General features: G+C 67.6%; 16 protein-coding genes. 10 read left to right on the top strand and 6 right to left on the bottom strand.

The features are described 5' to 3' along the window. Window position 1: 1 nt before the first annotated feature. Entirely contained in the window at window positions 2–940 is a 939-nt protein-coding gene (locus HEP73_RS13385) for a segregation and condensation protein A (RefSeq protein WP_179563987.1), read from the bottom strand. A gap of 373 nt (window positions 941–1,313) precedes the next feature. On the opposite strand from HEP73_RS13385, the gene HEP73_RS13380 reads away from it, so the two are divergent. The 10 genes from HEP73_RS13380 to HEP73_RS13335 all read left to right on the top strand — a co-directional run bounded on the left by HEP73_RS13380 (window position 1,314) and on the right by HEP73_RS13335 (window position 17,777). Further along, the gene (locus HEP73_RS13380; RefSeq protein ID WP_185820353.1) at window positions 1,314–1,613 is read left to right on the top strand and encodes a YciI family protein; all 300 of its coding nucleotides are present in this window, start codon (window positions 1,314–1,316) and stop codon (window positions 1,611–1,613) included. After that, window positions 1,610–1,909: a BolA family protein gene (locus HEP73_RS13375; protein WP_458309621.1), complete on the top strand. Its 300-nt coding sequence runs from the start codon at window positions 1,610–1,612 to the stop codon at window positions 1,907–1,909. The genes HEP73_RS13380 and HEP73_RS13375 overlap by 4 nt, the downstream gene beginning before the upstream one ends. A gap of 247 nt (window positions 1,910–2,156) precedes the next feature. Beyond that, complete coding sequence (locus tag HEP73_RS13370; RefSeq protein WP_185823417.1) at window positions 2,157–3,176, top strand: LacI family DNA-binding transcriptional regulator; 1,020 nt, start codon at window positions 2,157–2,159, stop codon at window positions 3,174–3,176. A 117-nt stretch (window positions 3,177–3,293) separates the two neighbouring features. Continuing rightward, complete coding sequence (locus tag HEP73_RS13365) at window positions 3,294–6,275, top strand: TonB-dependent receptor (RefSeq protein WP_185820352.1); 2,982 nt, start codon at window positions 3,294–3,296, stop codon at window positions 6,273–6,275. A gap of 348 nt (window positions 6,276–6,623) precedes the next feature. Then, window positions 6,624–9,599 carry a TonB-dependent receptor gene (locus HEP73_RS13360; protein WP_185820351.1) on the top strand — a complete coding sequence of 992 codons (2,976 nt, stop codon included), beginning with the start codon at window positions 6,624–6,626 and terminating at the stop codon, window positions 9,597–9,599. A gap of 106 nt (window positions 9,600–9,705) precedes the next feature. After that, window positions 9,706–11,328 (top strand): glucoamylase family protein, encoded by a 1,623-nt coding sequence (locus tag HEP73_RS13355; protein WP_185820350.1) that lies wholly within the window; start codon window positions 9,706–9,708, stop codon window positions 11,326–11,328. Beyond that, a complete protein-coding gene (locus HEP73_RS13350) occupies window positions 11,325–12,635 on the top strand; it encodes a sugar ABC transporter substrate-binding protein (protein ID WP_185813147.1) in 1,311 nt (436 codons plus the stop codon). Before HEP73_RS13355 ends, HEP73_RS13350 begins: the two co-directional genes overlap by 4 nt. Continuing rightward, entirely contained in the window at window positions 12,632–13,513 is an 882-nt protein-coding gene (locus HEP73_RS13345; protein WP_185813146.1) for a carbohydrate ABC transporter permease, read from the top strand. Before HEP73_RS13350 ends, HEP73_RS13345 begins: the two co-directional genes overlap by 4 nt. After that, entirely contained in the window at window positions 13,510–14,346 is an 837-nt protein-coding gene (locus HEP73_RS13340) for a carbohydrate ABC transporter permease (protein ID WP_004426956.1), read from the top strand. The genes HEP73_RS13345 and HEP73_RS13340 overlap by 4 nt, the downstream gene beginning before the upstream one ends. Before the next feature lie 308 nt (window positions 14,347–14,654). Further along, window positions 14,655–17,777 (top strand): discoidin domain-containing protein, encoded by a 3,123-nt coding sequence (locus HEP73_RS13335; RefSeq protein ID WP_458309688.1) that lies wholly within the window; start codon window positions 14,655–14,657, stop codon window positions 17,775–17,777. 123 nt (window positions 17,778–17,900) lie between these two features. Here HEP73_RS13335 and HEP73_RS13330 read toward each other — a convergent pair whose 3' ends face one another. From HEP73_RS13330 to zwf, 5 genes are all read right to left on the bottom strand, one after another. Then, a complete protein-coding gene (locus tag HEP73_RS13330) occupies window positions 17,901–18,557 on the bottom strand; it encodes a bifunctional 4-hydroxy-2-oxoglutarate aldolase/2-dehydro-3-deoxy-phosphogluconate aldolase (RefSeq protein WP_185820349.1) in 657 nt (218 codons plus the stop codon). 97 nt (window positions 18,558–18,654) lie between these two features. After that, window positions 18,655–20,571, bottom strand: a complete 1,917-nt coding sequence (gene edd / locus HEP73_RS13325) for a phosphogluconate dehydratase (protein ID WP_185820348.1) — start codon at window positions 20,569–20,571, stop codon at window positions 18,655–18,657. Between the two features lie 133 nt (window positions 20,572–20,704). Further along, complete coding sequence (gene pgl, locus HEP73_RS13320; protein WP_185820347.1) at window positions 20,705–21,424, bottom strand: 6-phosphogluconolactonase; 720 nt, start codon at window positions 21,422–21,424, stop codon at window positions 20,705–20,707. After that, window positions 21,421–22,428 carry a glucokinase gene (glk, locus tag HEP73_RS13315; protein WP_185820346.1) on the bottom strand — a complete coding sequence of 336 codons (1,008 nt, stop codon included), beginning with the start codon at window positions 22,426–22,428 and terminating at the stop codon, window positions 21,421–21,423. The genes pgl and glk overlap by 4 nt, the downstream gene beginning before the upstream one ends. After that, window positions 22,425–23,888: a glucose-6-phosphate dehydrogenase gene (gene zwf, locus HEP73_RS13310; protein ID WP_255423492.1), complete on the bottom strand. Its 1,464-nt coding sequence runs from the start codon at window positions 23,886–23,888 to the stop codon at window positions 22,425–22,427. Before zwf ends, glk begins: the two co-directional genes overlap by 4 nt. Window positions 23,889–24,180: the final 292 nt, after the last annotated feature.

Genomic DNA, 24,180 nt, shown 5'->3' with positions numbered 1-24,180 from the left:
CTCAGGTAGGGTCGTTGGCGGCGTCGGTATCGTCGAACTCGCTGTTGAACTGCAGCGGTTCGTTGGTGTTGCCCAGCGCCAGCGACTTGACGTAGATCGGCGCCAGCGGCAGCCGTTCGCCGTTGCGAACGACCTGATCCATCGGCTCCTGGACGATGTCCAGCAGCTGTTCCTTGGCCAGTTCCAGCAAGGCCAGGAAGGTGACCAGCACGCCCAGCTTGCCTTCCTCGGCGCTGAACAGCGATTCGAAACGGTAGAAGCGGCCGTCGTCCAGGCGGCTCAGCACATCGCCCATCCGCTGCCGCACGCTCAGCGCCTCGCGCTTGATCGCGTGGCCGCTGAACAGCTCGGCGCGCTTGAGCACGTCGTACAGCGCCAGCAGCATCTCCTTCAACTCCACCGGCGGCGGCAGCTTCACCGCGGCGCGGTCCGGCACATGAGCCTGCACCGGCGTGGTGTCGCGGTCCTGCCGCGGCAGCGCGTCGATGTCCTCGGCGGCCTGCTTGAAGCGTTCGTACTCCTGCAGGCGGCGGACCAGCTCGGCGCGCGGATCGGCTTCCTCGCCTTCCTGCGCCGGCGGCCGCGGCAGCAGCATCCGCGACTTGATCTCGGCCAGGATCGCGGCCATCACCAGGTATTCGGCCGCCAGTTCGAAGCGCAGCTCCTGCATCACGTTGATGTAGTCCACGTACTGCCGGGTGATCTCGGCGACGGGGATGTCCAGGATGTCCAGGTTCTGCCGGCGGATCAGGTACAGCAGCAGGTCCAGCGGGCCTTCGAACGCATCCAGGATGACTTCCAGCGCATCCGGCGGGATGTACAGGTCCTGCGGGATCTGCAGGACCGGCTGCCCATGCACCACCGCCAGCGGCATTTCCTGCTGCTGTGGCGCGGTCTGCTGGATTGGCGGGTTCGCGTCGAGCGCGAGTTCGGAGGTCATCAGTTGGACGTCAGGTACATCAGGTGTTGCGGTAGCGAAGGGCCGGGCAGGGGCGATCCGGCGCGGGGCCTTGCCAGCAGTACTGCAGTTCACGTCGCGTCATCCCCGCAACGCGATCCACACTTCAACAGGACACAAGGCGTACGCCGCACGAGTCGCGGCGACGGAACAGCTTGAGGAGTGACGTCTGCGCGGGCGGTGTCAGGCAGCGAATCGGTCGTCGGAAGGGGCTGGGGGAGCCGATCACCGACGGGCCGCTGCATCCGGCCGCGTGCAATGGAACCAAGGGTAATGCGCCAGCCGGGTCGGTGTCCAGCGCCGTGGCGCTAGAATTGTGCGGGGTTCATATGCGAAACGAAAGGCGGGTGGCGGTATGTGGTACGTGATCGAGGGATACGACGGCGCCGATGCGCTGCCGCGGCGGGCGGCGGCGCGGCCGGCGCACCTGGCCAGGCTGGAGGCTTTACAGGAGGCCGGACGCCTGCTGCTGGCCGGTCCATGCCCGGCGATCGACGCCGAGGACCCGGGTCCGGCCGGTTTCAGCGGCAGCCTGGTGGTGGCCGCGTTCGACTCGCTGGCGCAGGCCCGGGCCTGGGCCGACGCCGATCCGTACGTGGCGACGGGCGTCTACGCGCGGGTCGAAGTGCGGCCGTTCCGGAAGACGTTGCCGTGAGCGGGCCTGCCCTGAGCGAGACGGCCGCGGGCCGGGTCGAGCGCATCCGCGCCGCACTGCAGGCTGCGTTCGCGCCGCAGGCGCTGGAGGTGGAGGACGACAGCCACCGCCATGCCGGCCATGCCGGCGCGCGCGACGGGCGCGGTCATTTCAATGTCCGCATCGTCAGTCCGGCCTTCGCCGGCATGGCGCCGCTGGCCCGGCACCGCGCGGTCTATGCCGCGCTCGGCACGATGATGCAGACCGACATCCACGCGCTGTCGATCCGTGCCGAGGCGCCGCGCGACACCGCCTGATCGGTCGCGCAGGCCGCTCGTGGCGGACCGCCCGGGGCGCCGCGCGAATGCCGCGGCCGCCGAGCAAAAGCGGGATACAAGCCGTAATTATGCTGCGCCGCGTCATGGTTCTGGCGATTTGGCGGCGGATCAAGTGTTTGAATTTAAAAGTTTTTATTGAAAAAATAACAAAAGGCTTCTGCCTCGTCCTGAAAACGATTACAGTCCGCGCCAGTTTCTCAATGTCTCGGCCGCGGAGGGCGGCATGATGGCGAAGAGCGCGGTCACCATCAAAGATGTCGCACGCGAGGCCCGGGTATCGGTGGCCACGGTGTCGCGTGCGCTCAACGGGCACGAGAACGTCGCCGAGCCGGTGCGCACGCTGGTGCTGGAAGTGGCCGAGCGGCTGCGCTACAGCCCGCATGCGGCCGCGCGCAGCCTCAGCAGCCGCCGCACCCAGACCCTGGGCGTGGTGCTGCCGGACCTGTACGGCGAGTTCTTCTCCGAGTTGATCCGCGGCATCGACGGCGCGGCGCGCGCGCGCCGCCAGCATCTGCTGGTGTCCAGCTACCACGGCGATCCGGAAGAGCAGGGCCGCGCGCTGCGCGCGATGCGCGGGCGCGTGGACGGCCTGCTGGTGCTGTCGCCGTACGCCGAGCGTCCCGGCTTTCTCACCGACAACCTGCCGCAGGCGTTGCCGACGGTGCTGATCAACACCTATCTGCCGGGCGCCGAGTATCCGGTGCTGAGCATCGACGACCATGCCGGCGCGATGGCGATGACCGAGCACCTGCTGGCGATGGGCCATCGCCGCATCGCCTTCGTCGGCGGCCCGGAACTGAACTTCGATGCGCGCGAACGCCTGCGCGGGTTCCGCGACGCGATCGCCGCGCATCCGGGCGAGGCGCAGGGCCAGGAGTTTCCCGGACAGTTCGACGAAGCCTCGGGCCATCGTGCCGGGCAGGCGATGCTGCAGTCGGGCACGCTGCCCGACGCGGTGTTCGCCGCCAACGACATGACCGCGCTCGGCTGCCTGTACGCCTTCGCCCAGGCCGGCGTGCGCGTGCCCGACGACATCGCGCTGGCCGGCTTCGACGACATCCCGCTGGCGCGTTTCGTTCACCCGTCTCTCACCACCATGCAGGTGAGTATCGCCGGCCTCGGCGAGCAGGCGATGCGCCGTCTGCTGCAGTTGATCGATCAACCGGGCAACGACGAGGGGCTGCGGCAGACGCTGACGCCGCTGCTCGTCGTGCGCGATTCCAGTCGCAAGGTCGGGAAGGAATAGGTGACGCCACGTCGTCGTCGCCGGTGTCGCCATGTCGTTCGTAACGCTTCACTTGCTGCACTTTTTCGCTTGCTTCAAGCAATCGCAACACCAACCAAGAACCACCCTGGAGGTTTCATGCATCATCGTACTCAGACCACGGCTAGGCCTGCGCGCAAGCTTCTCACCTGTGCCCTGGCAAGTTGCCTGTTGCTGAGCGCTGCGCCGTCGTTCGCGCAGAGCACCGCCGCCACGATCCGTGGGCAGGTCGCGCTGGAATCGGCGCCGTCGGCGCAAGCGCAGGTCACCGCGACCAACCTGGCGACCGGTCTGTCGCGTACCGTGCAGGTCAACAACGGCAGCTATGCGGTCGGCGGCCTGCCGCCGGGCTCGTACCGCATCGACCTGACCGCCAATGGCCAGACCACCTCGCAGAACGTCACCGTGCAGGTCGGCCAGACCGCGACGCTGAACCTCGGCGGCGCCGCGCCGGCCGCCACCGCCAGCGGCGAAGGCGCCACCACGCTCGACGCGGTGCAGGTCACTGCGCCGCCGGTGCTGGTGGAGACCCGCACCTCCGAGAACGCCACCTACATCTCCAACGTGCAGATCGAGAAGCTGCCGCAGGCCACGCGCAACTTCCTGGAACTGGCCGATAGCGTGCCGAGCGTGCAGTTCCAGCGCGACGCCAAGGGCAACACCACGGTGCGCTCCGGCGCGACCTCGGCCAACGGCACCAACGTCTACATCGACGGCATCAGCCAGAAGAACTATGTGCTGACCGGCGGCGTCAGCGGCCAGGACTCCAGCCGCGGCAATCCGTTCCCGCAGTCGGCGATCGGCGAGTACAAGGTCATCACCTCCAACTACAAGGCCGAGTTCGACCAGGTCAGCAGCGCGGCGATCGTCGCCTCGACCAAGTCCGGCGGCAACGATTTCCACGGCAGCTTCTTCTGGGATACCACCAACGACGACTGGCGCGCCGAGAGCCCGCTGGAACGCGAGGCCGGCAAGCGCGACGATTTCTCCGAGACCCAGTACGGGGCGACGTTCAGCGGCCCGATCCTGAAGGATCGCGCGCACTTCTTCGTCGCCTACGAGGCCAAGGAATACACCACGCCCAATACGGTGATCCCGGGCGGCATCTATGCCGATCGCGTCGATCAGCTGCCGGGCGAACTGCAGCCGCTGGTCACCACCTACAGCACCCCGTTCAAGGAAGACCTGTATTTCGGCAAGATCGACTGGACCCTCGGCGACAACAGCCTGTTCGAACTGAGCGGCAAGTACCGCAAGGAAGACGAGCTGTCGGACATCGGCGAGACCACCACCTACCAGCACGGCAGCACCAACGGTCAGGAAGAGAAGCGCGCCAACCTGCGCTGGCAGTACACCGGCGCCGCGTTCCTCAACGACCTGAACCTGAGCTACGAGAGCGCGTACTGGACCCAGGATCCGCTGACCAACGGCAGCGGCTACGTGCTGTCGTACGTGCCGCAGGCCGGCAACGAGACCACCATCCTCACCGCCGGCGCCGGCAGCAGCTACCAGAACAAGGGGCAGGAAGGCTGGACCCTGCAGGACGACCTGACCTTGAACAGCATGGACTGGCACGGCAGCCATACGGTCAAGATGGGCTTCAAGTACAAGGACATCGAGCTGGATTCGACCCAGATCAATCCGGCCAATCCGCAGTACTACTACAACATCCTGACCGATACCGACACGCCGTACCGGGTGCGCTGGGGCGATACCAGCGGCGGTTCGGTGGTGTCCAAGAACAAGCAGTACGGCATCTATCTGCAGGACGACTGGGAAGTCAACGAGCACCTGACGCTCAACCTCGGCGTGCGCTACGACTACGAGAAGACCCCCTCGTTCCTCGACTTCGTCACCCCGGGCGACGTCGCCAGCGCGCTGCAGAGCTGGAGCAACCTGGACAACGCCAACTACGACATCTCCAACTACATCAGCAACGGCCACAACCGCAAGGCGTTCAAGGATGCCTGGCAGCCGCGGCTGGGCTTCTCCTACGACCTGTTCGGCGACCAGGCGCACGTGATCTACGGCGGTGCCGGCCGTGCCTACGACCGCAACATCTTCGACTACCTGGCGCTGGAGCAGCTCAACAACAGCTTCAAGTCGTACAGCTACTACTTCAACAGCGTCAACAACAATGGCGTTGCGACCCCGTGCCTGGGCGACCCGTGCGTGCCCTGGAACGAGAGCTACGCCACCCAGGCCGGCCTGGACGGGTTGGCGTCGGGCAACACCGGTGGCGGCGGCCGCGAGATCTACCTGATCGACAACAACATCAAGGTTCCGTACTCCGACCAGTTCAGCATCGGCATGCGCAACATGGTGCATCTGTGGGGCAACGACTGGTACACCGACGTGACCCTGAGCCGGATCGTGAGCAAGGACGGCTTCGTGTTCCTGCGCGGCAACCGCCGTGCCGACGGTTCGTTCTTCCTGCCCGGCACCACCTCCGGCGTGCCGACCGATTCGCCCAACGGCTACAGCGCGATCGTGCTTGGCACCAACGGCCTGGAAACGCGCAACAATCAGCTGGCGCTGAAGCTGGACAAGCCGTACGACAAGGAGTCGGGCTGGGGCCTGACCGTGGCCTACACCTTCTCCGACGCCAAGGAAAACCGCCAGTACGGCGAGCACTACGCGCTGGACCAGGCGTCGATGGCCGGCTATGGCTGGCGCGAGGCCGGCGGCATCCCGAAGAACCGCCTGGTGGTGACCGGCATCTACGAGTTGCCGTACGCCATCACCCTGTCCGGCAAGCTGTCGCTGGCCAGCCAGACGCCGCGCTACGGCACCAACTGCCTGGCCGGCAACGACCAGTGCTATATCATCCAGTACAAGCCGGATTCCACGCTGGGCTACAAGGAATTCAGCCTGGCGGCGAACAAGGAATGGGATACCGGCGCGGGCATCAAGTTCAACGTGCGCGCCGACGTCATCAACCTGTTCAACTGGACCAACTACGCCGACTACAACACCGATACCGGGACCTACGACGACCTCAACACGTCGTACGGCACCGCGAATGGCGTGTTGGCGTCGCCGATGCGTACGTTCAAGCTGTCGTTCGGCCTGAACTGGTGATTCCAGCCGCCGCGGCTCCCGACGCCGTTCGGGGGCCGCGGCGGTTGCAGGGACATGTTCTTGGTGTGGATGCACGCGATTGCCGGGACGCGCACGAGGTCGAAACAGCGCGTAGTCGTAGATGCGGTGCTGCCGCAGCGCGAATCGCGGCGCTCGGCGACCCGATTGCGGCCTTGCCGCGCGTCGTTAGCAGTGCCGGTGGAAACGTTGGAAAAACGTGGGCCGCGCAACGTCGTCGCTGCCCGTGTCGCTGTTGCTGATGCGTCACTTGTTGGATTTGTTTGTTTCTCGTATTCGGCCACTTCGCTCTTTCTGCAACCAGAACATGAAGAACCCCGGGAGGGTTTCATGAAACATTCCATTCAATCGACGTGCCGGCCGCAACGCAGCGTACTTGCCTGCGCACTGGCCGGCTGTTTGCTGCTTGCCGCCGCGCCGGTGCTCGCGCAGAGCACCGCCGCCACCATCCGCGGCCAGGTGACGGCCGATTCGGCCGCTGCCGGCAGCGCGAAAGTGACCGCGACCAACCTGGCGACCGGCTTCAGCCGCAGCGTCCAGACCACCGCGTCCGGCAGTTATTCGGTCGCCGGCTTGCCGCCGGGGACCTACCGGGTCGACGTGCAGGCGGGCGAGCGCACCAGCAGCCAGACCATCACCGTGCAGGTCGGCCAGGCGGCGACGCTGAATCTCGCCGCCGGTGGCGCCGGCACTGCCGCTGGCGGCGGCGCCACCACCCTGGACACGGTGCAGGTCACCGCGCCGCTGGCGGTGGAAACCAAGACCTCCGAGGTGGCCACCTACGTCACCACGCGCCAGATCGAGGCCTTGCCGCAGAGCTCGCGCAACTTCCTGGCCTTCGCCGACACCGTGCCCGGCATGGTGTTCGAGACCAGCCCCAGCGACGGCTCGACCAAGCTGCAGTCCGGCGCGCAGAGCGCGAACAACATCAACGTGTTCATCGACGGCGTCGGCCAGAAGAACTACGTGTTGGCCGGCGGCATCACCGGGCAGGACTCCAGCCGCGGCAATCCGTTCCCGCAGCTGGCGATCGGCGAATACAAGGTCATCACCTCCAACTACAAGGCCGAGTACGACCAGCTCAGCAGCGCGGCGGTGTCGGCGGTGACCAAGTCCGGCGGCAACGATTTCCACGGCAGCTTCTTCTGGGACTACAGCAATTCCGATTGGCGCGCGGCGCGCGAGTCGGAGAAGGAGCAGGGCAGCAAGGACCGCTCCAAGGACGAGCAGTACGGCTTCTCGTTCGGCGGCCCGATCGTCAAGGACGTGGCGCATTTCTTCGTGACCTACGAGGGCAAGGACTACTCCGCCCCGCAGGACGTGTATCCGGGCCAGGGCTATACCGTGGCCGAACTGCCCGCGTCGGTGCAGTCGGCGGTGCGCAACAGCACCGTGCCGTTCCACGAGGACCTGTACTTCGGCAAGATCGACTGGGCCATCGACGACAACAACCTGCTCGAATTGACCGCCAAGCGCCGCGAGGAAACCGGCCTGGGCAACATCGGCGCGCAGAACACCGAGTCCTATGCCACCGACAACCAGGTGGACGAAACCCGGGTGGACCTGCGCTGGCAGCTGACCATGGGCGATTGGCTCAACGATGCGCACCTGACCTACGAGAAGGCGTTCTGGTCGCTGGAGCCGAAGAACTTCGGCGACGGCTATGTGCTGACCGACGGCGCCGGCAACACCGGCAACGTGATCCTGGCCACCGGCGCCGGCTCGGGCGGCTACCAGCACAAGGGCCAGACCGGCCACTCGTTCCAGGACGACCTGACCTTCTCCGGCTGGGAGGGCCACACCCTCAAGATGGGCGTGAAGTACAAGCAGGTCGAGCTGACCACGCTCGAGCAGCAGCCGTACAACCCGCAGTACTACTACGACATCAACGACAGCACCACGGTGCCGTACTACATCAGCTTCGCCTCAGGCCTCACCGGTACCAGCCAGGGCGCGCTGACCTCCAAGAACAAGCAGTTCGGCCTCTATTTCCAGGACGACTGGGAGGTCAACGACCGGCTGACCCTGAACCTGGGCCTGCGCTGGGACTACGAAAAGACGCCGAGCTACCTGAACTACGTGACCGATCCGGACGTGGTGGCGGCCATCTACGGCCAGGATCCGAACGCGCCGACCGGACAGAGCTACGCGCAGACGCTGGCGCTGGGCGGGATCGACATTGCCAACTACATCAGCGACGGCAGCAACCGGCATGCGTTCAAGGATGCCTGGCAGCCACGCCTGGGCTTCTCCTACGACCTGACCGGCGACCAGAAGCACGTGGTGTTCGGCGGCGCCGGGCGCTCCTACGACCGCAACCTGTTCGACTACCTGGCGCTGGAGCAGACCAAGGCCACCTACGGCAGCTACGGCTATTCGGTCAACACCGCCGCGCATCCGTGCACGGTCGGCGTCAACAATTGCCTGGAGTGGGACGATTCGCTGCTGCAGCAGTCCACGCTCGACGGGCTGGTGGCGAACAACTCGGCGGCCGGCCGCGAGGTCGATCTGCTGGCCAACAATCTGAAGGTGCCGTATTCGGACCAGTTCAGCCTCGGCATCCGCGACACGTTCCAGATGCTGGGCTACGACTGGAACAGTTCGGTGACCCTGCAGCGCATCGTGTCCAAGGATGGGTTGGTGTTCCTGCTCGGCAATCGCCTGCCCGACGGCAGCTTCTTCGAGCAAGGCACCATTTCCGGTTCGCCGTGGAGCAATGGCGTACCGGGCTACGGTTCGCTGATCCTGGGCATGAACGGCCTGGAGACGCGCAACAACTCGCTGCTGCTGAGCCTGGAGAAGCCGTACACCTCCGAATCGCCGTGGAGCGTGAACTTCGCCTACACCTACAGCAACGCCAAGGAGAACCGCCAGTTCGGCGAGCACTATGCGCTGGACTACCCGACGCTCGCCGGCTACGGCTGGTTCACCTCCGGCGGCGTCGCGCGGCACCGCCTGGTGGTCAGCGGCGTCGCCGACGGTCCCTGGGACACCACGTTCTCCGGCAAGCTGACCCTGTCCACGCCGGAGTACTACTACACAACCTATTGCCCGTCGGACGGGCAGTGCCGCATCCGCCAGTTCCATCCCGACACCACGCTGGGCATCAAGCAGCTGGACCTGGCGGCGCAGAAGGTGTGGGACACCGGTTCCAACGTCAAGTTGAAGATGCGCCTGGATGTGCTGAACGTCTTCAACTGGAAGAACTACGACTCCTACAGCGTCGATTGGGACAGCGGCACCTATACCGGCTACGACCAGTACGCGACCCGGACCGCCAAGCTGTCGCTGGGCCTGGATTGGTAAAGGCTTTGCCGCGGCCACCCCGGAACGTTTAGGGTGGTCGCGGCGAGGCGGGAAGTAGGATAATTTCGCACATGCATGTAAACGATTTCACAGGGGTGTCGAAGGCATGAAACTGGGCAGCGTCGCACGCTCACCATTGGTCCTGCTGCTGGCGGCGGTCGCGCTGCTGGCATCCTGCAAGAAAACCGAGGAGCCCTCCGTAGCGGAAAAGAAGCCGGTAAAAGTGATCCTGATCGAAGCGGAACTGCCCCCCAAGCTGGTCAAGCCCGAATTGCCGCCGCTGTTCGACGACATCGAACGGCGCACCTTCCAGTTCTTCTGGGACACCACCAACGAGCAGAACGGCCTGGCGGTCGACCGCTATCCGTCGCGCCCGTTCGCCAGCATCGCCTCGATCGGGTTTGCGCTCACCGTGTATCCGATCGGCTACGAGAACGGCTGGATCAGCCGCGAGCAGGCGGTGCAACGCACCCTGACCACGCTGCGCTTCCTGCGCGACGTGCCGGTCGGCCCGCAGCGCACTGGCCGCGCCGGCTACAAGGGTTTCTATTACCACTTCCTGGACATGCAGAAAGGCCTGCGCTACGACCAGTGGGTGGAGCTGTCGAGCGTGGACACCGCGCTGCTGATGATGGGCGTGCTGTTCGCGCAGTCCTACTACGAAGGCGACAGCGCCGACGAGAAGGAGATCCGCCAGATCGCCGACACGCTGTATCGCCGCGTGGACTGGAAGTGGATGCAGCAGCGCACGCCGCTGATCACGATGGGCTGGTACCCCGAGCGCGGTTTCATCCAGCACGACTGGATGGGCTACAACGAAGGCATGATGGTCTACCTGCTGGCGCTGGGCTCGCCGACCCATCCGGTGGAACCGGATGCCTGGCTGGAGTGGACCCGCACCTACAACAAGGACTGGGGCGTGTACTACGGCCAGGAATATCTGGCGTTCGGGCCGCTGTTCGCGCACCAGTACAACCACGTCTGGATCGACTTCCGCGACATCCAGGACCAGTACATGCGCGAGCACGGCATCGACTACTTCCTCAACAGCCGCCGCGCCACGCTCGCCCAGCGCGAGTACGCCATCGACAACCCGATGAAGTGGAAGGAGTACGGCGAGAACGTGTGGGGCCTGACCGCCAGCGACGGCCCGCAGAACACCACCCAGGACTACCGCGGCGAACAGCGCCAGTTCTTCCACTACCGCACCCGCGGCGCCGGACTGTTCGAAGCCTTCGACGACGGCACCATCGCGCCGACCGCGGCGGTGTCCTCGATCGTGTTCGCGCCGGAAGTGGTGATCCCGGCCACCCAGGAAATGCACAAGCGCTTCGGTGACTACATCTATTCCAGCTACGGTTTCCTGGATTCGTTCAATCCCAGCTTCAACTACGATATCCCGCTCAAGACCGGGCGCATGTTGCCCAACCGCGGCTGGGTCGCCGGCGACTACATCGGCATCGACCAGGGCGCGATCGTCACCATGATCGCCAACTACCGCAACGAATTCGTCTGGAACGTGATGAAGAAGAACAAGTACCTGCGTACCGGCCTGGAGCGCGCTGGCTTCAGCGGCGGCTGGCTGACCCCGGAAGGCGAAGCCCAGCCGTTGCCGAAGAAGGACGAGCAGGCCGCCACGGCCCGCGCGCTGGGCATCGCCGAGTCGCGTGCCGCGTCCGCCGAAGCGCAGCCCAATCCCGCGCAACGCCAACCGCAGAATTCGCAATGAGCGCATTGCCGATTCGCCGGTGGTTGTCGCTGGGCCTGCTGGTGCTGGCCGTCTGTGGTTGCGCGCGCGCGCCGCAGGGCGAGGTGGTGCGGTTCTGGGCGATGGGCCGCGAGGCCGAGGTGGTGGCCGAACTGATCCCCGAGTTCGAGAAGGAGAATCCCGGCATCCACGTGGACATCCAGAACATCCCGTGGACCGCCGCGCACGAGAAGCTGCTGACCGCGTTCGCCGCCGACGGGTTGCCGGACGTGTGCCAGCTCGGCAACACCTGGATCCCAGAGTTCGCCGCGCTGGATACGCTGCAGCCGCTGCAGCCCTACGTGGATAAATCCAAGGTGGTCGATCCGAAGGACTACTTCGCCGGCATCTGGGACACCAGCGTCATCGACGGGCAGCTGTACGGGGTGCCGTGGTACGTGGACACGCGCCTGCTGTTCTATCGCAAGGACATGCTGAGGGACGCGGGCGTGGACAAGCTGCCGCAGACCTGGGCCGAGTGGGAGCAGGCCATGGCCGCGGTGAAGAAGCACGTGGGGCCGAAGCGCTACGCGATCCTGATGCCGATCAACGAATTCGAGCAGCAGCTGTCGCTGGGCCTGCAGCTGGACGATCCGCTGCTGCGCGACCACAACAACTACGGCAATTTCCGCAGCCCCGGTTTCCGCAAGGCACTGGGCTTCTACGCCAACATGTTCGAACAGGGCTGGGCGCCGAAGATGTCCGAGACCCAGATCTCCAACGTGTGGGACGAGTTCTTCAACGGCTTCTACGCGTTCTACATCTCCGGGCCGTGGAATATCCGCGAGTTCCGCAAGCTGGAGCCGGCGGCGCTGAAAGGGCAGTGGGGCACGATGCCGCTGCCGGGCCCGAGCGGCCCGGGCGCCGGCATCGCCGGCGGCACCAGTCTGGTGATCTTCCGCAAGTCGCAGCAGAAGGACGCGGCGTGGAAGCTGATCGAGTTCCTGTCGCGACCGCAGATCCAGGCGCGTTTCCATGCGCTGATCGGCGACATGCCGCCGCGGCGCAGCACCTGGGAGTATCCGTCGCTGGCCAACGATCCGTTGGCGCACGCGTTCCGCGACCAGCTGGAGCGGGTCAAGCCGGCGCCGAAGGTGCTGGAGTGGGAGCGCATCGTGCAGGAAATGCGGCTGGTCACCGAGCGCGTGGTGCGCGGCGGCGAAAGCCAGGAGAAGGCGGTGCAGGACCTGGACAAGCGTGTGGACGAAATCCTGGAGAAGCGGCGCTGGATCTACCAGCAGCAGCATCCGCAGGCAGCGGCCGCGCCGGCTGCGGGAGCGGCGCCATGAAGCGCGGTTCCCTGGCCGGCTGGCTGTTCGCCGGGCCGGCGCTGATCGTGATCGGCGTGTTCTTCGGCCTGCCGGTGCTGTCGGCGCTGGCGCTGAGCGTCACCGACTTCGATCTGTACTCGCTGGCCGACAGCAACCACCTGCGCTTCGTCGGCTTCGGCAACTACATCGAGTTGCTGCAGACGCAGATGTTCTGGAAGTCGCTGTGGAACACCACCTACTTCGTCATCGTCGGCGTGCCGCTGTCGATCGGCGCCTCGCTGGGCGCGGCGCTGCTGCTCAATGCGCCGGTGGCGCGGTTCAAGCCGCTGTTCCGCACCGCGCTGTTCGCGCCGGTGGTGACCACGCTGGTGGCGGTGGCGGTGATCTGGCGCTACCTGTTCCACACCAGCTATGGCCTGGTCAACTACGGCCTGAGCCATCTGGGCATCGGCCCGATCGACTGGCTCGGCGACCCGCACTGGGCGATGCCGACGATCATGCTGTTCGCGGTGTGGAAGAACTTCGGCTACAACATGGTGATCTTCCTGGCCGGCCTGCAGGGCATCCCGCAGGACCTGTACGAGGCCGCGCGCATCGATGGCGCCTCGAAGTGGCGGCAATTCCTGCACATCACCCTGCCGATGCTGGGGCCGGTGCTGCTGGTGGTCGGGGTGATCACCGTGTCCGGCTATTTCCAGCTGTTCGCCGAACCCTACGTGATGACCCGCGGCGACCCGCTGCAAAGCACGGTCAGCGTGCTGTACTTCATGTTCGAGGAAGGCTTCAAGTGGTGGAACCTCGGCCGCGCGTCGGCGGTGGCGTTCCTGCTGTTCCTGATCATCCTGGGAGTGACCTCCGTGATGCTGCGCTTCGGCCGCAAGAAGGACCTGGTATGAGCCGCGAAATCGGCGCGTCGCGCTGGAACACGCTGCTGGTCAACGGCGGGCTGCTGGTGCTGGCGCTGGTCAGCCTGGCGCCGCTGCTGTGGATGGTGTCGGTGTCGTTCATGCCGGCGGGGCAGGCGAGCCGCTTCCCGCCACCGATGCTGCCCACCGGCCCGACCCTGGCCAACTACGGCGAGCTGTTCTCGCGGACCGGCATGGCGCGCAACTTCGCCAACAGCCTGCTGGTGTCGTGCGCGATCACCTTCGGCTCGCTGCTGATCAACACCATGGCCGGCTACGCCTTCGCCAAGCTGCGCTTCGTCGGCAAGGAGCGGATCTTCCAGGTGCTGCTGGCGGCGCTGGTGATCCCGGCGCAGGTGGCGATGCTGCCGCTGTTCCTGCTGATGAAGCAGTTGCACCTGGTCAACAACTTCGGCGGGGTGGTGGTGCCGGCGCTGGCGACGGTGTTCGGCATCTTCCTGGTGCGCCAGTACGCGCGCTCGATCCCGGACGAACTGCTGGAGGCCGCGCGCATCGACGGCGCGGGCGAGCTGCGCATCTTCTTCCAGATCGTGCTGCCGATGCTCAAGCCGGTGCTGGTGACGCTGACCATCTTCACCTTCATGGCCGCGTGGAACGACTTCATGTGGCCGCTGATCGTGCTGACCGACCAGGAGCACTACACCTTGCCGGTGGCGCTGGCGGCGCTGTCGCGCGAGCACATCATGGACGTGGAAATGATGATGGCCGGCGCGGTGGTGACGGTGATCCCGGTGCTGGCGCTGTTCCTGGCGCTGCAGCGCTACTACATCCAGGGCTTGCTGCTGGGTAGCGTGAAGGGGTGAGCGGACGCGCTTGCGAGCCACTGGCTCGCGCGTTCCCGAACGCCCGGCCACGGATGGCCGGGCAGGCGTATCCGGAGCCGGTATGCTGCGCCATGGACGGCATGGGAAATGCACGAGTGTGGGAACGCGCTTGCGTCGCTCGGCGCTGAACTGCCGGCCATGCTGAGGATGTAGCTGTAGGAGGGGCTTCAGCCCCGACGCCCTACCGGTAACGCGTCGGGGCTGAAGCCCCTCCTGGGAAAAAAGCCAACGACACAACGGGAACGAGGTTCATGACGGCAGCGGCGATGACGAGCAGACGGTGGACGATGGCCATCCTGGGCCTGGCGGCGGCGCAGGCCTTCGCCGCGGCACCGACCGCGCCGGTCGCGCTGGACGGCTTCAACAATCTCGACAACTGGCAGATCGTGGTCTCCAACCAGGTCACCGCCTCGACCCGGCTGGTGCAGGCCGCCAGCGGCGGCCGCGCCAAGGCGATCTGCCTGGACTACGACTTCAACGGCGTCTCCGGCTACGCCGGGATCCGCCGCGCGATCCCGATCGACTATCCGGACAACTACCAGCTCGCATTCCAGCTGCGCGGCGATTCGCCGAGCAACGACTTGCAGTTCAAGCTGGTCGACGCCAGCGGCGACAACGTGTGGTGGGTCAACCGGCCGCGCTACGACTTCCCCAAGCAGTGGAGCACGGTCAGCTTCAAGAAGCGGCAGATCGACAAGGCCTGGGGGCCGAGTCCGGACAAGGAACTCAAGCGCAGCGCGCAGGTCGAGTTCACCATCTACAACCAGGTCGGCGGCAAGGGCACGGTGTGCTTCGACCAACTGACCCTGACCCCGCTCCCGCCGCAGGACACCTCGCCGCTGACGGTGAAGGTCAGTGCCGACACCGCGCCGGCGCTGGAGCAGCGCATCGCCGACGGCAAGCCGGACACGGTGTGGTACAGCGGCAACGCCAAGACCCAGACGATCATGCTCGACCTGGGCAAGGTGCGCGAGTTCGGCGGCGCCAAGGTGCAGTGGGCGCCGGGCGTGTATGCCTCGCGCTACAAGCTGCAGGGCTCGGCCGACGGCCGCAGCTGGCGCGAGCTGCGCAACGTCACCGCCGGCAACGGCGGCACCGACTGGTTGCCGATGCCCGAGACCGAAGCGCGCTATGTGCGCATCGACCTGGAGGACGGCCCCAGCTTCCGCTACGGCATCGCCGACATCGCGCTGCAGCCGCTGGCCTTCGCCGCGACCCCGAACGACTTCGTCAAGTCGGTGGCGGCCGATTCCACCCGCGGCTGGTTCCCGCGCGGCTTCAGCGGCGAGCAGCCGTACTGGACCATCGTCGGCCTGGACGGCGGCCGCGAGCAGGGCCTGGTCGGCGAGGACGGCGCGATCGAAGTGGGCAAGGGCGGCTTCAGCATCGAGCCGTTCCTGCTGCTGGACGGCAAGCGCCTGAGCTGGGCCGACGTGAAGACCGCACAGAGCCTGCAGGACGACTACCTGCCGATCCCCAGCGTGGACTGGAGCCACGACAACGCCGGCCTGCGCATCACCGCCTTCGTGCAGGGCACGCCGGAGCAGGCGCAACTGGTGGCGCGCTACCGGCTCAGCAACCCCAGCAAGAAGCCGCACGACTACACACTGGCGCTGGCGGTGCGGCCGTTCCAGGTGAACCCGCCCAGCCAGTTCCTCAACACCGTCGGCGGGGTCAGCCCGATCCGTTCGCTGGCGTTCGACGGCGCGCAGGTGCAGGTCAACGGCCAGCCGCGCGTGTTCGCGGTGCAGAAGCCCGACGCGGCCTATGCCACCGCGTTCGACGCCGGCATCGACATCGAGCGCCTGGCCGCCGACACCGCCGCGTTGCCGCAGCAGGCGCAGGATGCGGACGGCCTGGCCTCGGGCGCGCTGTTGTACCGCGGGCGCCTGGCCCCGGGCGAAGTGCGCGACGTGGCCTTGCTGATCCCGCAGACCGGCGCGCAGGCGCTGCCGTCCGGGTTCGACGCGGCGCGTGCGCAACAGCAGGTGGCCGCGCAGTGGCGCGAGAAGCTGGACCGGGTGCAGGTCAACGTCCCGGCCGAGGGCAAGCCGCTGGCCGACACCTTGCGCACCGCGCTGGCGCACATGCTGATCTCGCGGATCGGGCCGCGCCTGCAGCCGGGCACGCGCTCGTATTCGCGCAGCTGGATCCGCGACGGCGCGATGATTTCCGAAGGCCTGCTGCGCCTGGGCCGCGCCGACGTGGCGCGCGAATACCTGGAGTGGTACGCGCCGTATCAGTTCGCCAACGGCATGGTGCCGTGCTGCGTGGACGACCGCGGCAGCGATCCGGTGCCGGAGAACGACAGTCACGGCGAGCTGATCTTCGGCGTCGCCGACTACTACCGCTACAGCGGCGACCGCGCATTCCTGGAAAAGATGTGGCCGCATGTGCTGGCCGCGTACGAGTACATGGAACAGCTGCGGCAGAGCGAGCGCACCGAGGAGAACCGGGCGCGCAATCCGGCGTTCTACGGGATGATGCCGGTGTCGATCAGCCACGAAGGCTATTCGGCCAAGCCGATGCATTCGTACTGGGACAACTTCTGGGCGCTGCGCGGCTACAAGGACGCGGTGGAGATCGCCGCCGTGCTGGGGCGCGTCGACGATGCGGCGCGCTTCGCCGCCGCGCGCGACGAGTTCCGCCAGGACCTGTACGCCTCGCTGCAGACCGCCACGCAGCAGCATCACATCGATTTCCTGCCCGGGTCGGCCGAGCTGGGCGATTTCGATCCCACCTCCACGACCATCGCGCTGGCGCCGGGCGGGGAGCAGGGCCGGCTGCCGCCGCAGCTGCTGGGCAACACCTTCGAGCGCTATTGGGGCGAGTTCGCCAGCCGCCGCGACGGCAAGCGCGAGTGGAAGGACTACACCCCGTACGAATGGCGCAACGTCGCCGCGTTCGTGCGCCTGGGCTGGCGCGAGCGCGCCTGGGACGCGACCCAGTTCTTCTTCAAGGACCGCGCGCCGCAGCCGTGGAACCAGTGGGCCGAAGTGGTCTCGCGCACGCCGCGCAAGCCGTTCTTCGTCGGCGACCTGCCGCACGCCTGGGTGGCGTCGGACTTCGTGCGCTCGACGCTGGACATGTTCGCCTATGCGCGCGACATCGACGACAGCCTGGTGCTGGCGGCCGGCGTGCCGGCGGCGTGGTTCGACGGCAAGGGCATCGCCATCCAGGACCTGCGCACTCCGCAGGGCGAACTGAGCTACCAGCTGCGCCGGCAGAAGAATCGCCTGACCCTGGGCATCGGCGGCGGCCTGCGCGTGCCCAGCGGCGGCCTGGTGCTGCCGTGGCCGTATCCGGGCGAACCCGGGCGCACCCTGGTCAACGGCGAAGCGGCGCAGTGGGAAAACGGCGAGCTGCGGATCCGTTCGTTGCCGGCGGATGTGCAGATTGAGGTGCGTTGAGGCCGGGATTCGGGATTGGGGATTAGGGATTCGCAACAGCAAAAGCAAAAAAAGCGCCGGCATGCCGGCGCTTTTTTTTGTTTCCCGATCGCGGGGAACCGGGCTTTAGCGAATCCCGAATCCCTAATCTCTAATCCCGCGCACAATGGCCGCCGCCTTCGCCGCGCTCTCGCGCACATTGTCCCACTCGCCGTTGGCCAGCCAGTCCTTGGGCACCATCCACGAGCCGCCGATGCAGACCACGTTCGGCTGCGCCAGGTACTCGGCGGCGGTGCTTTCGCCGATGCCGCCGGTGGGGCACAGCTTCAGGTCCGCCAGCGGGCCGGCCAGGCCCTTGAGCATCGCCAGGCCGCCGACCGCGGTGGCCGGGAACAGCTTGCAGACGCGGAAGCCGCGCGCCATCAGCGCCAGCAGTTCGGTCGGGGTAGCCGCGCCCGGCACCACCGGCAGCGGCGCCCGCGCCAGCGCGTCGGCCAGCGCCGGCGGCGTGCCCGGGGTGACGATGAAATCGGCGCCGGCGTCGATCGCCTGCTGCAGCTGGGTTTCGGTGAGCACGGTGCCGGCGCCGATCTTGATGTCCGGCAGCTCGCGCTTGAGCATCGCCAACGCGTCCATCGCCACCGGCGTGCGCAGGGTCAGCTCGATCGCGGGCAGGCCGCCTTCGAGCAATGCGGCGGAGACGCGGCGCGCCTCGTCCAGGCTGTGCACGGTCACCACCGGCAGGATGCCGGCGGCGCGCAGGAGCTGTTCGGCGGTGTTCTGGTGTTCGGCAATCGTCATGGCAATCTCGTAGTCGCGATGAGGGCGGGAGTGCATCGGCCGCAGGCGACCGACGCTGGGGTGGCGTGGCGCCGTATGGCGCCGGTCGGCCGCAGGTTTAGGCGTCCTTCGCTTCGTGCGGCGCGTCGGCGGCCTCGCTGCTGCGGCCCAGGTCGTACTCGGCGTCGTAGTTCCAGTCGTCGCCGTCGGCCGCGGGCGGGCCGCAGGAGATCGACATCGCGCCCTGGTCGGCGGGACCGACCACGCGGCGATTGATCGCGAACAGGTTGCGGCCGATGTCGTGCGCGGCCGGCGCGGTGTTCGGCGCCAGCGCACGTGCCGCCCATTCGGCGGCATCCACCAGCACTTCCAGGGTGCCGGCTTCGCCGTCCAGGCGCACGATGTCGCCTTCGCGCACGCGCGCGATCGGGCCGCCGCGCGCCGCTTCCGGGGTCACGTGGATGGCGGCCGGGAACTTGCCCGAGGCGCCGGACAGGCGCCCGTCGGTGACCAGCGCCACGCGCCGGCCCTGGTTCTGCAGCAGGCCCAGCAGCGGCGCCAGCGAATGCAGTTCCGGCATGCCGTTCGCGCGCGGGCCCTGGTAGCGCAGCACCACCACGAAGTCGTGCGGCAAGACGCCGGCGGCGTGCAGCTTGTTCAAGGCCTGCGGCGCGTCGATGACCACGGCCGGCGCCTCGATGGTGCGGAACTCCGGCTTCACCGCCGACAGCTTGATCAGCGAGCGGCCGATATTGCCGCGCAGCAGGCGCAATCCGCCCTGCGCTTCGAACGGGTTGGAGGCCGGGCGCACCACCGATTCGTCGGCGCTCTTGGCCGGGCTCGGCACGTAGGCCAGCGCGCCGTTCTGCACGCACGGCTCGTCGCCGTAGGCGCGCATGCCGCCTGGCACGATGGTGGCCAGGTCGTCGTGCATCAGTCCGGCGTCCATCAGTTCGCGGAACACGAACCCCACGCCGCCGGCGGCGGCGAAATGGTTCACGTCGGCTTCGCCGTTGGGATACACGCGGGTCAGCAGCGGCACGATCTGCGACAGCTCGTCCAGGTCGTCCCAGGTCAGCACGATGCCGGCCGCACGCGCCACCGCCAGCCAGTGGATGGTGTGGTTGGTGGAGCCGCCAGTGGACATCAGCGCGACCGCGGCGTTGACGATCGCGCGTTCGTCGATCAGCCGGCCGAGCGGGCGGAAATCGCTGCCCAGCGCAGTGATGCGCAGCGCGCGTTCGGTGGCCTGCTGGGTCAGCGCGTCGCGCAGCGGCGTGCCCGGATTGACGAACGAGGCGCCGGGCAACTGCACGCCCATCGCTTCCAGCAGCACCTGGTTGGAATTGGCGGTGCCGTAGAAGGTGCAGGTGCCGGGTGCGTGGTAGGAGGCCGATTCGGCGGCCAGCAGTTCCTCGCGGGTGGCCTGGCCGGCGGCGTAGCGCTCGCGCACCTCGGCCTTCTGCTTGTTGGGAATGCCCGGGGTCATCGGCCCGGCCGGCACGAACACCGCCGGCAGGTGGCCGAACGCCAGCGCGCCGATCAGCAGGCCGGGCACGATCTTGTCGCACACGCCCAGGTACAGGGTGGTGTCGAACATGTCGTGGCTGAGGCCGATCGCGGTGGCCTGGGCGATCACGTCGCGCGAGAACAGCGACAGTTCCATGCCCGGGCGGCCCTGGGTCACGCCATCGCACATCGCCGGCACGCCGCCGGCGACCTGCGCGGTGGCGCCGAGCGCGCGCGCGGTGCTGCGGATCATCTCGGGGTAGTGCTCGAACGGCTGGTGCGCCGACAGCATATCGTTGTAGGCGGTGACGATGCCCAGGTTCGGGGTGATCCCGCCTTCCAGCCGGCTCTTGTCGGTCGGGCCGCAGGCGGCGAAGCCGTGCGCCAGGTTGCCGCAGCTCAGGCGGCTGCGGAACGGGCCGTCGCGCAATGCGGCGTCGATGCCGGCCAGGTAGGCGCGCCGCGACGGCACGCTGCGCGCGCGGATGCGTTCGGTGATCGCGTGGATTTTCGGATGCAGGCTCATTGGCTGACGTGGCTATGAAGTGTGGGGGTGTTGTGGTCGGGATTCGGGACCGGGGACTCGGGACTCGAAAGAGCGGGAATGCGGCAGCGCTTTGCTGTTACGAATCCCCACTCTCGCATCCCCAATCCCGGCCTCACTCGCACCAAAGCACGCGCAAGCGCGCACCGGGCGTGTCGAAGGCGACGCGGATCGGGAATTCGTGCGGATCGCTGCCGGCCAGCGCGCGCTCGAGCACGTCGAGCTTCTGCTTGCCGCGCAGCAGCAGCATGCGCTGGCCGATCGGCGCCAGCCCGGCCGGGGTCAGGGTGATGCGCAGCGGCCAGGTGTTGGCGCCGGGGCAGCCGGTGGCGTCGAGCGCGGCGTAGGGCAGCGGATTGGCCAGCGCCTTGTTCAGGTCGGTGGCGCCGGGGAACAACGACGCGGTGTGGCCGTCGCCGCCCATGCCCAGCACCGCCATGCACGCGGCCGGCGCGTGCTGCGCATGCAGGTTGGCGGCGTGCACGCAATCCTGCAGCGGCTTGCCGACCCGCACCAGCGGCTCGAAGCGCGCGCCTTCGGCACGCTCCAGGAAGCTCTGCCGCACCAGATAGGCGTTGCTGTCGCTGTCCTGCGGCGACAGCCAGCGCTCGTCGACCAGGCCCACTTCCAGCTTGCTCCAGTCCAGCGGCAGCTCGGCCAGCGCCTGGTACACCGGCGCCGGCGTGGTGCCGCCGGACAGCAGCAGCCGCGCGTTGCCGCGCAGCTCGATGTCCGCGCGCAGCGCGTCGCCGATCTCGGCCGCCGCCGCGTCGATCCATTCATCGGGATCGTCGTAACGGATCAGGGTGATGCGATCGGACAACGTGGGGCTCATGCAACGACTCCTGGGGATTCGCGTTCGGCATCGACCGCATAGGCGGCGGCACCGAGCAGACCGGGACGGGGGTGGATCACCGCCAGCGACGGCACTCGCGCCATGATCGACGAAAAGCGGCCCTTGTGCTCGAAGCGCTGGCGGAAGCCGGAGTGCTGCAGCGCGTCGAGCATCTTCGGCACCAGCCCGCCGGTCAGGAACACGCCGTCCCAGGCGCCCTGCATCAGCACCAGGTCGCCGGCGATGGCGCCGAACACCGCGCAGAACACGTCGATGGTGCGCATCGCGCGGTAGTCGCCCTGCGCGGCGCGCGCGGTGATGTCCGCCGGCTGCAGCGGGCCGGGGTCGTCGCCGGCGATCTCGCTGAGCGCGCGATGGATGTTGACCAGGCCGGGACCGCAGATCAGGCGTTCGTTGGACACGCGCCCGAACTGCTGCGACAGCAGCTCGAGAATGCGGATTTCCTCGGGCGTGCCCGGCGGGAAGCTGACGTGGCCGCCCTCGGTCTCCAGCGGGTAGCAGCGGCCGCCGCGGATCAGCAGGCCGCCCACGCCCAGGCCGGTGCCCGGGCCGATCACCGCGTAGTTGCGCGGCTGCGCGATCGGCGCCGGCTGCCACGCCGCGCCGCCGACCTGGACCACGTCCTGCGGCTGCAGCAGGCTGATCGCCATCGCCTGCGCGGCGAAGTCGTTGATCAGGTGCAGTTCGTCGAAGCCGAGCATGGCGCGGGTGCGCGAACGCGAGATCACCCACGGATGGTTGGTGATCCGCGCCTCGTCGCCGTCGACGCGGCCGGCCACGGCGAACACGCCGCTGCGTGCGTCCACCCCGGTCTGCTGCAGGTAGTGGCGCGCCGCGTCGCCCAGCGACGGGAATTCCACCACCGCATAGGTCTGGGTGCTGTCGTCGAGCAGCGGCGTGGAGGCGCCGAGGTCGGCCAGCGCGAAGCGCGCATTGGTGCCGCCGATGTCGGCGACCAGCACCGGCCGCAGCGGCGCGCTCACGGCGTGTCCCGCTGCACGGCGCTGGCGTCGTCGGCGGACACGTAGCGTTCGGCTTCCTGCGGACCCCAGCTGCCGGCCGGGTAGGGCAGCAGCGGCAGTTGCGCCTGCGCCCAGGCATCGCTGACGCTGTCGATCCAGGCCCAGGCCGCGCGCACTTCGTCGTCGCGCACGAACAGCGCGTGGTTGCCGTTGAGCGCGTCCAGCATCAGCCGCTCGTAGGCGATGCGGCGGTGCAGGCCGGTCGGCACCGACAGTTCCAGTTCCAGCGGCTGCAGTTCCAGCGCGCCCCATTCCGGGCCGGCCAGGCTGCTCATCAGGCCCAGTTCGATGTTCTCCTGCGGCTGCAGCTGGAAGGTCAGCCGGTTCGGCGCCACGTGCTGCGCGTCGGGGCGCTCGAACAGCCAGTGGGTGACCGGCTTGAGCGTGACCACGATGCGCGTGGTGCGCTCGGCCAGGCGCTTGCCGGTGCACAGCCGGAACGGCACCCCGGCCCAGCGCCAGTTGTCGATGTAGGCGGTGACGCCGACGAAGGTCTCCACGTCGCTGCCTTCCGGCGGCTGGTAGGCCTGCGCCTGCTGGCCGTTGATGGTGCCGGCGGTGTAGCGCCCGCGCACGCTGTCGCGCGCGGCGTGCGCGGCCTGCAGCGGACGCAGCGCGCGCAGCACCTTGACCTTCTCGTCGCGGATGCGGTCCGCCTCCAGCGAGGCCGGCGGCTCCATCGCCACCAGGCACAGCAGCTGCAGGATGTGGCTCTGGACCATGTCGCGCAACGCGCCGGAACGCGCGTAGTAGGCGTCGCGGCCGTCCACGCCCTCGCTCTCGGCGACCAGGATCTCCACCGACTCGATGTAGTTGCGGTTCCACACCGCCTCCAGCAGCGTGTTGCCGAAGCGCAGCGCGATCAGGTTCTGCACCGCCGCCTTGCCCAGGTAGTGGTCCAGGCGGAACACGCGGTCCTCGTCGATCAGCGCGCCGATCGCCTGCAGGATCTCGCGCGCGCTGGCCGAGTCGTGGCCGATCGGCTTCTCCAGCATCAGCCGGTTCGGCGCGGCCAGCGCGCCGCCCAGAGCCAGGCCCTGGCAGGTGCTGATGTACAGCCCCGGCGGGATCGCCAGGTAGCTGACGCACTTGCGCGAGGCCAGCTCGCGCACCGCATCGGCCACCGACTCGGCGTTGCGCAGGTCCACCGAGCGGTAGTCGGTGCGGTCCAGCAGCGACTGGATCACCGCCTCGCTGACCTGCGGCATCGCCGCCTGCAGCCGCGGCTTGAGGATCTCGTGGAACTTGGCGGTGTCGTGCGGCGACAGCGCCAGCGCGCGGATGCGGAAGTCTTCCGGCAGGAAGCCGTCGTCGAGCATGCGCAGCAGCGACGGGAACAGGTAGCGCTGGGCCAGATCGCCGGTGGCGCCAAACAGCAGGAACGTATCGTGCATCGACCGGTTTTCGGTTTCGGGTGACATTTCGTCGATCACCTGGGGGCTAGTAGTGACGTGGCGTTGGTAAGCAAGCGGCGGAAGCGGCCTGTATCCGTCCTGCAGCTCGCGCGGGGGCATAGCGATGACGACCGCCAGGCGGGACCGCACGATCCGGGAGATGAATACGACTGCCAGACCTCTGAGCATACCTGTCTAATGCCTCAAGCATCAGAGCCGGCGCTCGGCGCACGCCGGGAAGGCGGCGGCTGGCGGTTCGCATCGCAAGCCCTCCCAGGCGTCGATGTTGCCCCGTGAAAACGGTTACATGGCAGAATAC

The organism is Xanthomonas sp. GW (assembly GCF_014236815.1).
Taxonomy (GTDB): Bacteria; Pseudomonadota; Gammaproteobacteria; order Xanthomonadales; family Xanthomonadaceae; genus Xanthomonas_A.
This window is presented reverse-complemented; position numbering and strand designations above follow the sequence as displayed.

Coding starts and splice junctions, on each gene's coding strand:
- HEP73_RS13385 (WP_179563987.1), bottom strand. CDS start 940: ATGACCTCCGAACTCGCGCTCGACGCGAACCCGCCAATCCAGCAGACC.
- HEP73_RS13380 (WP_185820353.1), top strand. CDS start 1,314: ATGTGGTACGTGATCGAGGGATACGACGGCGCCGATGCGCTGCCGCGG.
- HEP73_RS13370 (WP_185823417.1), top strand. CDS start 2,157: ATGGCGAAGAGCGCGGTCACCATCAAAGATGTCGCACGCGAGGCCCGG.
- HEP73_RS13365 (WP_185820352.1), top strand. CDS start 3,294: ATGCATCATCGTACTCAGACCACGGCTAGGCCTGCGCGCAAGCTTCTC.
- HEP73_RS13360 (WP_185820351.1), top strand. CDS start 6,624: ATGAAACATTCCATTCAATCGACGTGCCGGCCGCAACGCAGCGTACTT.
- HEP73_RS13355 (WP_185820350.1), top strand. CDS start 9,706: ATGAAACTGGGCAGCGTCGCACGCTCACCATTGGTCCTGCTGCTGGCG.
- HEP73_RS13350 (WP_185813147.1), top strand. CDS start 11,325: ATGAGCGCATTGCCGATTCGCCGGTGGTTGTCGCTGGGCCTGCTGGTG.
- HEP73_RS13345 (WP_185813146.1), top strand. CDS start 12,632: ATGAAGCGCGGTTCCCTGGCCGGCTGGCTGTTCGCCGGGCCGGCGCTG.
- HEP73_RS13340 (WP_004426956.1), top strand. CDS start 13,510: ATGAGCCGCGAAATCGGCGCGTCGCGCTGGAACACGCTGCTGGTCAAC.
- HEP73_RS13335 (WP_458309688.1), top strand. CDS start 14,655: ATGGCCATCCTGGGCCTGGCGGCGGCGCAGGCCTTCGCCGCGGCACCG.
- HEP73_RS13330 (WP_185820349.1), bottom strand. CDS start 18,557: ATGACGATTGCCGAACACCAGAACACCGCCGAACAGCTCCTGCGCGCC.
- edd (WP_185820348.1), bottom strand. CDS start 20,571: ATGAGCCTGCATCCGAAAATCCACGCGATCACCGAACGCATCCGCGCG.
- pgl (WP_185820347.1), bottom strand. CDS start 21,424: ATGAGCCCCACGTTGTCCGATCGCATCACCCTGATCCGTTACGACGAT.
- zwf (WP_255423492.1), bottom strand. CDS start 23,888: ATGTCACCCGAAACCGAAAACCGGTCGATGCACGATACGTTCCTGCTG.